Annotated in this window: 10 protein-coding genes; all 10 read left to right on the plus strand. The window is 61.6% G+C overall.

The window, feature by feature from the left end; genetic code table 11:
• The first annotated feature begins 174 nt into the window (after positions 1-174).
• A complete protein-coding gene (locus FHT73_RS25515) occupies positions 175-1,416 on the plus strand; it encodes a lytic murein transglycosylase (protein ID WP_183715793.1) in 1,242 nt (413 codons plus the stop codon).
• A 158-nt stretch (positions 1,417-1,574) separates the two neighbouring features.
• Positions 1,575-2,183 (plus strand): ribosome maturation factor RimP, encoded by a 609-nt coding sequence (gene rimP / locus FHT73_RS25520; protein WP_112609805.1) that lies wholly within the window; start codon positions 1,575-1,577, stop codon positions 2,181-2,183.
• Between the two features lie 63 nt (positions 2,184-2,246).
• Positions 2,247-3,851, plus strand: coding sequence for a transcription termination factor NusA (gene nusA, locus FHT73_RS25525; protein WP_015338278.1), 1,605 nt, complete (start codon positions 2,247-2,249; stop codon positions 3,849-3,851).
• On the plus strand, positions 3,848-4,540 hold the full coding sequence (locus FHT73_RS25530; RefSeq protein ID WP_183715705.1) for an RNA-binding protein: 693 nt from the start codon (positions 3,848-3,850) through the stop codon (positions 4,538-4,540). Before nusA ends, FHT73_RS25530 begins: the two co-directional genes overlap by 4 nt.
• A gap of 101 nt (positions 4,541-4,641) precedes the next feature.
• On the plus strand, positions 4,642-7,359 hold the full coding sequence (gene infB, locus FHT73_RS25535; RefSeq protein ID WP_183715707.1) for a translation initiation factor IF-2: 2,718 nt from the start codon (positions 4,642-4,644) through the stop codon (positions 7,357-7,359).
• Between the two features lie 269 nt (positions 7,360-7,628).
• Positions 7,629-8,036, plus strand: a complete 408-nt coding sequence (gene rbfA / locus FHT73_RS25540) for a 30S ribosome-binding factor RbfA (protein WP_112338886.1) — start codon at positions 7,629-7,631, stop codon at positions 8,034-8,036.
• 11 nt (positions 8,037-8,047) lie between these two features.
• On the plus strand, positions 8,048-8,980 hold the full coding sequence (gene truB, locus FHT73_RS25545; RefSeq protein WP_112412262.1) for a tRNA pseudouridine(55) synthase TruB: 933 nt from the start codon (positions 8,048-8,050) through the stop codon (positions 8,978-8,980).
• A 92-nt stretch (positions 8,981-9,072) separates the two neighbouring features.
• The gene (locus FHT73_RS25550; RefSeq protein ID WP_112609865.1) at positions 9,073-9,924 is read left to right on the plus strand and encodes an alpha/beta hydrolase; all 852 of its coding nucleotides are present in this window, start codon (positions 9,073-9,075) and stop codon (positions 9,922-9,924) included.
• 152 nt (positions 9,925-10,076) lie between these two features.
• Positions 10,077-10,346, plus strand: a complete 270-nt coding sequence (rpsO, locus tag FHT73_RS25555) for a 30S ribosomal protein S15 (RefSeq protein ID WP_015338271.1) — start codon at positions 10,077-10,079, stop codon at positions 10,344-10,346.
• A gap of 325 nt (positions 10,347-10,671) precedes the next feature.
• Positions 10,672-12,810: a polyribonucleotide nucleotidyltransferase gene (gene pnp / locus FHT73_RS25560; protein ID WP_112398691.1), complete on the plus strand. Its 2,139-nt coding sequence runs from the start codon at positions 10,672-10,674 to the stop codon at positions 12,808-12,810.
• Positions 12,811-12,965: the final 155 nt, after the last annotated feature.

Here is a 12,965-nt window from a genome sequence, read left to right on the forward strand (position 1 = left end):
CAGCTTTCGCTGACATCCCTCCCACAAGGGGGGAGATTGGTCGCCTGTAGCACCGACCTGCCTCAAGCCAATATCGTATCCGCAGAAACTTCAGACCATCGATATGGCGTGAAGCGCGCGGCCAACAATCTCCCCCCTTGTGGGGGAGCTGTCCCGCAAGGGACAGAGGGGGGTATCTTTCGGCATATTCGATACCTGCTCGTCCTCCTCCTCGCCCTCCTTCCCCTCCCCGCTCTCGCCGCCTCGAAAGCCGATGTCGAAGCGCAGTTTCAGGTCTGGATCCAGAAGGATCTCTGGCCGGAAGCGCAAAAGGCCGGGATTTCGCAAAAAACCTTCCTGGCCGCTTTCGCCGGGGTGACGCTGAACTGGGATCTGCCGGATCTCGAGCCGCCGGGCTTCCCGAAACCGAAGCAACAAGCGCAGACACAGGCCGAATTCTCCTCTCCCGCCCCCTATTTCAATGAGGGACGGCTGCAGAAACTGGCCGTAACCGGGCGGGGCCTCGCCTCGCAATATGGGCCGGTGCTGCGGCGGATCGAGAAGACCTACGGCGTACCGGGACCGATCCTGCTGGCGATCTGGGGCCGAGAGACCGGCTTCGGCATCGCCAAGCTGCCGAATTCCGCCGTTCAGGTGCTGGCAACCAAAGCCTTTATGTCGACGCGCAAGGACATGTTCCGCAACGAGCTGATCGCAGGACTGCGCATCCTCGAACATGGCGACGTTACGCCCGATCAGTTCAAGGGCTCCTGGGCCGGCGCGCTCGGCCAGCCGCAGTTCATGCCGACCAACTATCTGAAATATGCCGTCGATTTCGATGGCGATGGCCACCGCAACATCTGGACTTCGGTGCCGGACACGCTGGCATCCATCGCCAACTATATGGTTCAGAAGGGCTGGCAGCGTGGCCGCGTCTGGGGCTATGAAGTCACCATTCCGCAGAACGTCTCCTGCGCCCAGGAAGGGCCTGATCTCGCCAAGCCGATTTCGCAATGGGCCTCGCTCGGCATTCAGCGGGTTTCCGGCAAGTCATTTCTATCGGACGAAATGCGGGCGAGCGGCATGATGCTGGTGCCGGCCGGACGCGACGGGCCGGAATTCATCGTCACGCCGAACTTCTACGTCATCAAGGAATACAACAATTCCGACCTATACGGCCTCTATATCGGCAATCTAGCCGACCGCATCGCCAATGGCACCGGGGCCTTCCAGGAAAAATGGGGCGATGTCGGCAAGATGCTGCGCTCCGACGTCGCAAACATGCAGAAGGCTCTAGAGCGCAAGGGCTACGATGTCGGCGGTACCGACGGCCTGCCCGGCTACAAAACGCGGCGCTCGATCGGCCAATGGCAAGAGAAGAGCGGCATGAAGCCGACCTGCTATCCCGATAGCTCCATGCTCGGCGTGCTGAAATAGCCGCGGAAAAGGCTTTCGGCGCGAATGCCTTGCAATTTGCCGGAAAGAGGCTTATATCCGCATCAAATTCTTGATCGTGTGATGAAGAGTGGGCCGCAAGGACCCGCTCTTTTTTATTAGCGCGATCTCCCAATGCATGAACAATGCGGAGTGAATGCTTGTCGGACGTGACAAACGCAGACAATACCAATGAACCCAGGTTGATCGTCGAAACCGGCCTTGATCAGCGCGTCGCCGCCATCATCGAGCCCGTCCTTGTGGGCATGGGCTTCCGTCTGGTGCGCGTGCGTCTCCTCAATCTGAACGGCCTGACGCTGCAGGTCATGACCGAGCGCAACGACGGCACCATGACCGTCCAGGACTGCGAAGAGGTCTCCACGGCCATTTCTCCGGTCCTAGATGTGGAAGATCCCATCGATAAGGCGTATCATCTCGAAGTGTCTTCGCCGGGCATCGACCGCCCGATGGTGCGAAAGTCGGATTTCCAGCGCTGGATCGGCCACATCGTCAAGTGCGAAACGTCGATCCTCGTCGATAACCGCAAGCGTTTCCGCGGCAAGATCGTCGCCGTCGATGCCGATGGCTTCACGATCGAACGCGATGAGGCGACCCGCGGCGAGGAACAGAAGGTAACCATTCCGTTCAGCACGCTGGCCGAGGCCAAGCTGATCCTGACGGACGATCTCATCCGCGACGCGCTGCGCGCCGACAAGCTGGCGAAAGCCGAGGCAGCGAACCAGAACGAAGCGGACGACGACGAAGAATAACCGATCAACGAACCGCCTGACGGAACGGGAAACCTGAAGGCAGGAAGACGGAGACTAAGAACAATGGCAGTCAGTGCGAACCGGCTAGAACTTCTGCAGATCGCAGATGCAGTGGCGCGCGAAAAGGTCATCGACCGCGAGATCGTGCTTGCCGCAATGGCGGATGCGATCCAGAAGGCCGCGCGCTCGCGTTACGGCACGGAGTCGAATATCCGCGCCGACATCAATCCGAAGACGGGTGAAATCCGCCTGCAGCGTCTGCTCGAAGTGGTCGAGAAGGCCGAGGACTATTCCACGCAGATCCCGCTGGAACTGGCCCGCGACCGCAATCCGGACGCAGCCCTCGGCGATTTCATCGCCGATCCGCTGCCGCCGATGGATTTCGGCCGCATCGCCGCCCAGTCGGCCAAGCAGGTCATCGTGCAGAAGGTGCGCGAAGCCGAGCGTGACCGCCAGTTCGACGAATTCAAGGATCGTGTCGGCGAAATCGTCAACGGCACCGTCAAGCGCGTCGAATACGGCAACGTCATCGTCGATCTCGGCCGTGGCGAGGGCATCATCCGCCGCGACGAAATGATCCCGCGCGAAAACTTCCGCTACGGCGATCGCGTCCGCGCCTATGTCTACGACGTCCGCCGCGAGCAGCGCGGCCCGCAGATATTCCTGTCGCGCACGCATCCGCAGTTCATGGTCAAGCTCTTCACCATGGAAGTGCCCGAAATCTACGATGGTATCATCCAGGTGAAGTCGGTTGCCCGCGATCCTGGTTCGCGCGCCAAGATCGCCGTCATCTCGAACGACTCGTCGATCGATCCGGTCGGCGCCTGCGTCGGTATGCGCGGTTCGCGCGTTCAGGCCGTCGTCGGTGAGCTGCAGGGTGAAAAGATCGACATCATTCCCTGGTCCAGCGAGCCGGCGAACTTCGTCGTCAACGCGCTGCAGCCGGCCGAAGTCGCCAAGGTCGTTCTCGACGAAGATGCAGAGCGCATCGAAGTCGTGGTGCCGGACGAGCAGCTTTCGCTTGCCATCGGCCGCCGTGGCCAGAACGTCCGCCTCGCATCGCAGCTGACCGGCTGGGATATCGACATCATGACGGAAGCCGAGGAATCGGAACGCCGCCAGAAGGAATTCAACGAGCGTACGAACCTGTTCATGGATGCGCTCGACGTCGACGAAATGGTCGGCCAGGTTCTGGCCTCGGAAGGCTTTGCCGCCGTTGAGGAACTGGCTTACGTAGATCTCGATGAAATCTCCTCGATCGACGGTTTTGACGAAGATACCGCGCAGGAAATCCAGACCCGTGCCCGCGAATATCTCGAGAAGCTCGAAGCCGAGATGGACGAGAAGCGCAAGGCGCTGGGCGTCTCCGACGAACTGCGAGAGATCAACGGCATGACCGCACAGATGATGGTCGCCCTCGGCGAGGATGGCATCAAGACGATCGAGGACTTCGCCGGCTGCGCCGCTGACGACCTCGTCGGCTGGAGCGAACGCAAGAACGGCGAAACGAAGAAGTTCGAAGGCCTGTTCTCCAAGCTTGAAGTCTCGCGCGTCGAAGCCGAACAGATGGTCGTGCAGGCTCGCCTGCTGGCCGGCTGGATCACCGAAGCCGATCTCGCCGCTGAGACCGAAGAGGTCGCGGAGGACGAAACCGAGCAACAAGCATGACGATCACCGAGGGGCCTGGCGCACCGACCGAGGACAATGATCTCGGCGGTAACGACGCAAATGGCCGCATGTGCATCGTAACACGCGAAAGCGGATCACCCGACGAATTGATCCGCTTCGTAGCCGCTCCGGACGGAACTGTCGTTCCCGATCTGAAGCGGCAACTGCCGGGACGCGGCTGCTGGGTTAAGATAGACCGGGCACTGGTGGACAAGGCAGCGGCGAAGAAACTGTTTTCCCGCGCTTTGAAGGCGGAAGTGACGGCACCGGCGGATCTCGGTGCCGTCGTCGACCGGCTTCTCTTGGCGCAACTGGCCGGGATGATGCACATGGCTCGCAAGGCGGGCCGGTTCGTCAGCGGTTCATCGAAGGTTGATGGCGCCGTTCGCAACGGCTCGGCAATTGCCGTGTTTCATGCGATCGCCGCCGCCGCCGATGGCGTCCGCAAGATCGACCAGGCACGAAAAGCCTGGCATCTCGGTATGGAAACCGAAAAGGAAATACCTTCCTTCCGTGTCTTTACGGAAGCGGAGATGGAAGAACTGATGGGCCAGAATGCTTTTATCCATGCCGCAGCGCTTGCAGGGCAGGCGGGTGAGGGTGTAGTGAAGCGCGCAAACCTGCTCGAACGGTACCGCAACGGCGGTCAGTCCCGGGCAACGGGCGGCGCTGGCCGGCGAAAACAATGACGCGGTCACCGGCCTTTGCCGGACGCCTCATTAAGGTACATGCATTGAACGACAGGGTCTGACGGACGTTTCCGTGCCCTGTCCGAAGGAACAGGAACGGAATGACCGACAATCAAGACGACAAGACGCTGAATGTTTCAGGTAAGAAGACTCTCACCCTGAAGCCATCAGGCGTAAACCAGGGCACCGTGCGCCAGGACATGGGCCGCGGTCGCACCAAGGCGGTCGTGGTTGAGACCCGTAAGCGCCGCCCGCTACGTCCTGAAGACGAAAAGCCAATCACGCCGGTAACGACCGCCGCGCCCTCGGTGACGCGCGTCGCCGAACCGACGCCGCAGCCGCCGCGCCCGCCGCAGCCGGCTCCGCGCATTCATCAGCCTGGTGGCCAGCAACAGCGGCCGGGACAGCCCAACCAGGGTAGTCAGCAGCGCCCGCAGCAGGAGCGTTCGTCGCGACCGGTGGTCTTGAACCATCTGTCGGCCGGCGAAATGGATGCTCGCCGCCGTGCGCTCGCCGAAGCCCAGGTTCGCGACGCTGCCGATGCCGTGCGCCGTGCCGAAGAAGAAGCACGCCGCGCTCAGGAAGAAGAGGCGCGCCGCATCGCCGAACAGGCTGAAGCTGCACGCCGCGCCGCAGAAGAGGCCGCACGCGCCGCCGAAGCCAAGGTCGAGACACCCGCACCGGTGGAAGCGCCGAAGCCGGCAGTCCAGGCGCCTGCGGCTCCCGTCGTTGCACGTCGTCCGGATGCGGCTCCTCAGCCGGCACGCCCTGGCGCTCCTGCTGGCGAGGCACCGGCCAACCGCCGTCGCGTCAATGAAGAAGAGAGCGATCGCGGCCCGCCCCGAGGCGCTCCGGCACGCGGCAAAATCGTACGCCCGGAACCGGCAAAGCCTGTTACCACGCGTCCGAAGACCGAGGACGAGCGCCGCCGCGGCAAGTTGACGGTCACGACGGCCAATGTCGACGAAGACGGCAATGCCCGCGGCCGTTCACTTTCGGCCATGCGCCGCCGCCAGGAAAAGTTCCGCCGCAGCCAGATGCAGGAAACGCGCGAGAAGATCTCGCGTGAAGTCGTGCTGCCCGAGACCATCACCATTCAGGAACTGTCGCAGCGCATGTCCGAACGCGCCGTCGACGTTATCAAGTACCTGATGAAGGAAGGTCAGATGATGAAGCCGGGCGACGTCATCGACGCCGATCTGGCCGAACTCATTGCCGGCGAATTCGGCCACACGGTCAAGCGCGTTTCGGAATCCGACGTCGAACAGGGCATCTTCAACGTTGCCGACGAGGAAGGCGAACTGGTTTCCCGTCCGCCCGTCGTTACCATCATGGGCCACGTCGACCACGGCAAGACCTCAATGCTTGACGCCATCCGTCATGCGAACGTGGTCGCCGGCGAAGCCGGTGGCATCACCCAGCATATTGGTGCCTATCAGGTCGAGCAGAACGGTCAGAAGATCACCTTCATCGACACCCCCGGCCACGCCGCCTTCACGGCGATGCGTGCTCGCGGCGCCCAGGCAACCGATATCGCAATCCTGGTCGTCGCAGCCGACGACAGCGTGATGCCGCAGACGATCGAATCGATCAACCACGCCAAGGCGGCGGGTGTTCCGATCATCGTGGCGATCAACAAGATCGACAAGCACGAAGCCAACCCGCAGAAGGTCCGCACGGAACTGCTGCAGCACGAAGTCTTCGTCGAATCGATGGGCGGTGAAGTGCTCGACGTGGAAGTCTCCGCGAAGAACCGAACCAACCTCGACAAGCTGCTCGAAGCCATCCTGCTGCAGGCGGAAATCCTTGACCTCAAGGCCAATCCGAACCGCACGGCCGAAGGCACCGTCATCGAAGCCCAGCTCGACCGCGGCCGCGGCTCCGTCGCCACCGTGCTCGTGCAGAAGGGTACGTTGCGTCCCGGCCAGATCGTCGTTGCCGGCGATCAGTGGGGCCGCGTTCGTGCGCTCGTCAACGACAAGGGTGAGCATGTGAAGGAAGCTGGCCCGGCCATGCCGGTCGAACTGCTCGGCCTTTCCGGCGCACCGCAAGCCGGCGACAAGTTCGCCGTCGTCGAAAGCGAAAGCCGCGCCCGCGAGATCTCGGAATATCGCCAGCGCCTCACCCGCGACAAGGCGGCTGCCCGCCTGTCCGGCCAGCGCGGTTCGCTCGAGCAGATGATGACCCAGCTTCAGACGGTCGGCGTGAAGGAATTCCCGCTGGTCATCAAGGGCGACGTGCAGGGCTCGATCGAAGCTATTGCCGGCGCTCTCGACAAGCTCGGCACCGACGAAGTTCGTGCCCGCATCGTCCATTCAGGCGCAGGCGGCATCACCGAGTCGGACGTCTCGCTGGCGGAAGCCTCCAATGCAGCGATCATCGGCTTCAACGTCCGCGCCAACGCGCAGGCACGTCAGTTCGCCGAGCGTCAGGGCATCGAAATCCGCTACTACAACATCATCTACGACCTGGTGGATGACGTGAAGGCGGCGATGTCGGGCCTGCTCTCTCCGGAGCGCCGCGAAACCTTCCTCGGCAATGCCGAAATCCTCGAGGTGTTCAACATCACGAAGGTCGGCAAGGTCGCAGGTTGCCGCGTCACCGAAGGCAAGGTCGAGCGTGGCGTCGGCGTCCGCCTGGTGCGCGACAACGTCGTCATCCACGAAGGCAAGCTCAAGACCCTCAAGCGCTTCAAGGACGAAGTGTCGGAGGTCAATGTCGGCCAGGAATGCGGCATGGCCTTCGAGAACTACGAAGACATCCGCGCCGGTGACACGATCGAGTGCTTCCGCGTCGAGCATATCACCCGCACGCTGTAAGCAATCTTCGATTTGCGAGATATCAAAACCGCCGGCCAAAACCGGCGGTTTTTTCTTGCCCGTTACGAACAACAGTGAGCCAGTCTGAATCCTTCGTCACCTATATCCCGGCACCTACCTTTGCCAACCGGGGCGCTCAGGATGCCGCATTCTCAAGGATTCTCGGCTTCTGGCGGGCCGCAAAACCTGTCCAGCCTTGACCTTTGCGCCGGATCGAGTCATTTGACCCCCTTTATCGCGTCCAATGGGACGCTGCTAACGGAACAACCATGACCAAACCAACTTCTTCCGCGCCCTCGCAGCGCATGCTTCGCGTCGGCGAGCAGGTGCGCTCAGCGATCACGCAGGTTCTGCAGCGCGGCGAAGTGCGCGACGACCTGATCGAGCGCACCGTGATCTCCATTTCCGAAGTACGCATGTCGCCGGATCTCAAGATCGCCACCGCCTTCGTGACTCCGCTCGGCGTTTCCGACCACGGCGCCGTCATCGAAGCGCTGAACCGCCATGCGAAATACATCCGCGGCCGCCTCGGCCCGCAGCTTCGCCAGATGAAGTACATGCCGGAAGTTCGCTTCCGCGACGATACGAGCTTCGACAATTACAAGAAGATCGACGCGCTTCTGCGCTCGCCCGAGGTCAGCCGCGATCTCGACGACGACAACGACCAAGATCAATAAAGAGACAGAGAATGTCCAAGCCACGCAAGCCAAAGGGCCGTCCGATTTCGGGCTGGCTCATCCTCGACAAGCCGATTGATTTTGGCTCGACCGAAGCCGTTTCCAAGATCAAGTGGCTGTTCAAGGCCCAGAAGGCCGGCCATGCCGGCACGCTCGATCCGCTCGCCTCCGGCATGTTGCCGATCGCGCTCGGCGACGCCACGAAGACGGTTCCCTACGTCATGGATGGCCGCAAGATCTATGAATTCACCGTGACCTGGGGCGAGGAACGCGCTTCCGACGACCTGGAGGGCGCTGTAACCGCCACCTCCGACAAGCGTCCGAGCGAAGAGGATATTCGCGCGCTGCTGCCGAAGTATACCGGCGTCATCAACCAGATTCCGCCGCAGTTCTCCGCCATCAAAATATCAGGCGAGCGCGCCTATGACCTCGCCCGCGAAGGCGAGACGGTCGAGATCCCCTCGCGCGAAGTCGAGATTTTCCGCCTGACGCTGCTCGCCTGCCCGGATGCCAACACGGCGCATTTCGAAGTCGAATGCGGCAAGGGCACCTATGTGCGCGCGCTCGCCCGCGATTTCGGCCGCGACCTCGGCTGCTACGGTCATATTTCCGGCCTGCGCCGCAGCTTCGTCGCGCCCTTTGCCGAGGAGGCGATGGTGCCGCTTGCCGATCTCGTAGCGCTGGAGGAGATCGAAGATGCGGACGAGCGACTGGCAGCCCTCGATGCGCTGCTGATCGATACAGCGGAAGCTCTTTCTTCGCTGCCGCATCTCGTCATCAGCGACGACCAGGCGCACCGCCTGAAGATGGGCAACCCGATCCTGGTGCGCGGCCGCGATGCACCGGTTGCCGAGACCGAGGCCTATGCCACGTCCCGCGGCAAGCTGATCGCCATCGGCGAGATCGGCCAGGGCGAATTCCGCCCCAAGCGCGTGTTCGGCTGACCTCAATCAACCGGAAATAGCGGCTATTGCGGGCAATGGCGATGCGATATGTTCCCCGACGGGCCATCATGGCCCGTCCAAAGGGGGCAAATATGCGCAGAGTTACATTCGGAATACTTGCATTCCTTTCCCTGTTTCTGACGGTGACAAACGCCCAATCCGCCGAGCGGTGGGCCGGGCTACCGCCATTTCCGCCAATGCCGCAGCCGAAAACGAGCGGCATGGCCGATGTCGACGACATCAAGATGTATTATGCCGAATATGGCGCGGGCGACCCGATCCTCTTCATCCATGGCGGCCTCGGGAATGCCGACGTCTGGGGCGCTCAGGTCGCCGATTTCGCGAGAGATCATCTCGTCATCGTCGCCGACAGCCGCGGGCATGGCCGCTCGACGCGCAGCGAAAAACCTTTTGGCTACGATCTGATGACTTCGGATTATGTCGCGCTGCTCGACTATCTGAAGGTCGGCAAGGTGACGTTGGTCGGATGGTCTGACGGCGGCATCATCGGCATCGACATGGCGATGAAACATCCCGAAAAGCTGACGCGCGTGATCGCGCAAGCCGCCAATGTTACGACCGACGGCGTGAAGCCCGACGTCATGAGCAACAAGACTTTCAACGATTACATCAACGTCGCCGGCGAATATTACAAAAAACTATCGCCAACCCCGAACGAATATGAGGCTTTCGTCAACCAGATCTCGCAGATGTGGGCGACGCAGCCGGCATGGACCGCAGCCGACCTTGGAAAGATCACGGTGCCGGTGACGCTTGCCATAGGCGACCATGACGAAGCGGTGAAGCTTGACCATACCGAGATGATGGCGAAGGAGATCCCGGGCGCGAAGCTTGTCATTCTGAAGGATGCCAGCCATTTCGCCATGCTGCAGGATCCGGAAGGCTACAATGCCATGATCCGGGACGCCATGGCGGGACGCTGAAAGGCGCTCAGGGAGAACCCTCTTTCAATTGGCGCTCAATTGGTTTATAGGCAGCGCCAGCATCAGGCATGCCTGATTGCATTCGCGGCCAATGCTGGACGACATCCCGGCGTTTGGCGACTTCAATCTCCTCTCATAGAAAGGACCATCCGATGTCGATCACTGCTGAGCGCAAGGCTGCGCTGATCAAGGAATACGCTACCGTCGAAGGCGACACCGGTTCTCCGGAAGTCCAGGTTGCGATCCTGACCGAGCGCATCAACAACCTCACGGAACACTTCAAGGACCACAAGAAGGACAACCACTCCCGTCGTGGCCTCCTGACGATGGTTTCCAGCCGGCGCTCGCTTCTTGACTACCTCAAGAAGAAGGACGAAGGCCGTTATACCAAGCTGATCACCAGCCTCGGTATCCGCCGCTAACGGAATTTCCGGCGGGCGTTCACCTGAACGTCCGCCGGATGCTTATGAAGGGTATGAACCCTTGAGACCAGTTTCCCTCGCGCCTTATGCCGGTGCGACGCGAAACTGTCGGCAGGCCGGATGGGCCGGTGCTGCCAACAACAACCGTTGACCTGTCATGGGGCAGGATTGCCGGATGCTTTCAGCCGAAGCCTAGCGCTTCGGCCTGATTTCGAAAGCCTCTCGTTGTCTTGCCCGTGATGCGTCACACTTCGTGCGGTCGAAGATGTGCCCTGCCGAATTCGTCGGCGACGGCGCCTTTTCCCGCATCATGCAAGGACAAGATATGTTCGATATCCATACCGTCGAAATCGAGTGGGCAGGCCGCCCGCTGAAGCTCGAAACCGGCAAGATCGCCCGTCAGGCTGACGGCGCCGTTGTCGCCACCTACGGCGAGACCGTGGTGCTTGCGACCGTCGTTTCCGCCAAGGCGCCGAAGCCGGGCCAGGACTTCTTCCCGCTCACCGTCAACTACCAGGAAAAGACCTACGCAGCCGGCAAGATCCCCGGCGGCTACTTCAAGCGCGAGGGTCGCCCGAGCGAAAACGAAACGCTCGTTTCGCGCTTGATCGACCGCCCGATCCGCCCGCTCTTCCCGGAAGGCTACAAGAACGACACCCAGGTCGTCGTCACGGTCATCCAGCATGACCTCGAAAACAATCCGGACATCCTGTCCATGGTTGCAACCTCGGCTGCCCTGACGCTCTCAGGCGTTCCCTTCATGGGCCCAGTCGGCGGCGCTCGCGTCGGCTACATCAACGGCGAATACGTGCTCAACCCGCATCTCGACGAGATGGACGAATCGAGCCTCGACCTCGTCGTCGCCGGGACGCAGGACGCCGTTCTGATGGTTGAATCCGAAGCCAAGGAACTGCCTGAGGACGTCATGCTCGGCGCCGTCATGTTCGGTCATCGCGGCTTCCAGCCTGTCATCGACGCGATCATCAAGCTCGCCGAAGTCGCCGCCAAGGAACCGCGCGACTTCCAGCCGGAAGATTATTCCGAGCTCGAGAAGGAAATGCTCGGCCTCGCCGAAGCCGAACTGCGCGACGCCTACAAGATCACGCAGAAGGCCGATCGCTACGCTGCCGTCGACGCCGTCAAGGCGAAGGTGAAGGCACACTTCCTGCCGGAAGAAGGCGAAGCCAAGTACACGGCCGAAGAAGTCGGCGCCATCTTCAAACACCTGCAGGCGAAGATCGTTCGCTGGAACATCCTCGACACGTCGAGCCGCATCGACGGTCGCGACCTGTCGACCGTTCGCCCGATCGTTTCGGAAGTCGGCCTGTTGCCGCGTACGCATGGTTCTGCGCTGTTTACCCGCGGTGAAACGCAGGCAATCGTCGTCGCTACGCTCGGCACCGGCGAAGACGAACAGTATGTCGACAGCCTGACCGGCATGTACAAGGAGCGTTTCCTGCTCCATTACAACTTCCCTCCCTACTCGGTTGGCGAAACCGGCCGCATGGGTTCCCCGGGTCGTCGCGAAATCGGTCACGGCAAGCTCGCATGGCGCGCTATTCGCCCGATGCTGCCGTCGGCGGAACAGTTCCCCTACACGCTGCGCGTCGTTTCCGAGATCACCGAGTCCAATGGCTCGTCCTCGATGGCAACGGTTTGCGGCACCTCGCTCGCTCTGATGGACGCCGGCGTGCCGCTGGCGAAGCCGGTTGCCGGCATTGCCATGGGTCTGATCCTGGAAGGCGATCGCTTCGCCGTTCTCTCCGACATTCTCGGTGACGAAGACCACCTCGGCGACATGGACTTCAAGGTCGCCGGCACTGCCGACGGCATCACCTCGCTGCAGATGGACATCAAGATCGCCGGCATCACCGAAGAGATCATGAAGGTCGCTCTCGGCCAGGCACAGGGCGGTCGTGCCCACATCCTCGGCGAAATGTCCAAGGCAATCACCGAAAGCCGCGGCCAGCTCGGCGAATTCGCTCCGCGCATCGAAGTGATGAACATCCCGGTCGACAAGATCCGCGAAGTCATCGGCTCCGGCGGCAAGGTCATCCGCGAAATCGTCGAAAAGACCGGCGCGAAGATCAACATCGAGGACGACGGCACCGTCAAGATCGCTTCCTCTTCCGGCAAGGAAATCGAGGCGGCCCGCAAGTGGATCCACTCGATCGTCGCAGAGCCGGAAGTCGGCCAGATCTACGAAGGTACTGTTGTCAAGACCGCCGACTTCGGCGCCTTCGTCAACTTCTTCGGCGCCCGCGACGGCCTCGTCCATATCTCGCAGCTCGCTTCCGAGCGCGTTGCCAAGACGCAGGACGTCGTCAAGGAAGGCGACAAGGTCTGGGTCAAGCTGCTCGGCTTCGACGAGCGCGGCAAGGTTCGCCTCTCCATGAAGGTCGTCGACCAGGCCACCGGCCAGGAAATCGCTGCCGACAAGAAGAAGGACGACGCGGCCGAATAAGCTGCGCCTTCATCCAAGTTCCGGGGCGCGGGATCTCTTCCGCGCCCTTTTTATATTGAATGCCCGTTGGTTTGGCTGGATCGTGGAAGCTGCGTGCCTGGCCCCTCACCCTAGCCCTCTCCCCGCACATGCGGGGAGAGGGGACATGACTGTGC

Origin of the sequence: Rhizobium sp. BK098 (genome assembly GCF_014193155.1) — a bacterium.
Taxonomy (GTDB): domain Bacteria; phylum Pseudomonadota; class Alphaproteobacteria; order Rhizobiales; family Rhizobiaceae; genus Rhizobium.

Excerpts from the sequence above, each read along its gene's own strand:
- rpsO (WP_015338271.1), top strand. The coding sequence starts at position 10,077 with ATGTCGATCACTGCTGAGCGCAAGGCTGCGCTGATCAAGGAATACGCT.
- nusA (WP_015338278.1), top strand. The coding sequence starts at position 2,247 with ATGGCAGTCAGTGCGAACCGGCTAGAACTTCTGCAGATCGCAGATGCA.
- FHT73_RS25530 (WP_183715705.1), top strand. The coding sequence starts at position 3,848 with ATGACGATCACCGAGGGGCCTGGCGCACCGACCGAGGACAATGATCTC.
- truB (WP_112412262.1), top strand. The coding sequence starts at position 8,048 with ATGTCCAAGCCACGCAAGCCAAAGGGCCGTCCGATTTCGGGCTGGCTC.
- FHT73_RS25550 (WP_112609865.1), top strand. The coding sequence starts at position 9,073 with ATGCGCAGAGTTACATTCGGAATACTTGCATTCCTTTCCCTGTTTCTG.
- rbfA (WP_112338886.1), top strand. The coding sequence starts at position 7,629 with ATGACCAAACCAACTTCTTCCGCGCCCTCGCAGCGCATGCTTCGCGTC.
- pnp (WP_112398691.1), top strand. The coding sequence starts at position 10,672 with ATGTTCGATATCCATACCGTCGAAATCGAGTGGGCAGGCCGCCCGCTG.
- infB (WP_183715707.1), top strand. The coding sequence starts at position 4,642 with ATGACCGACAATCAAGACGACAAGACGCTGAATGTTTCAGGTAAGAAG.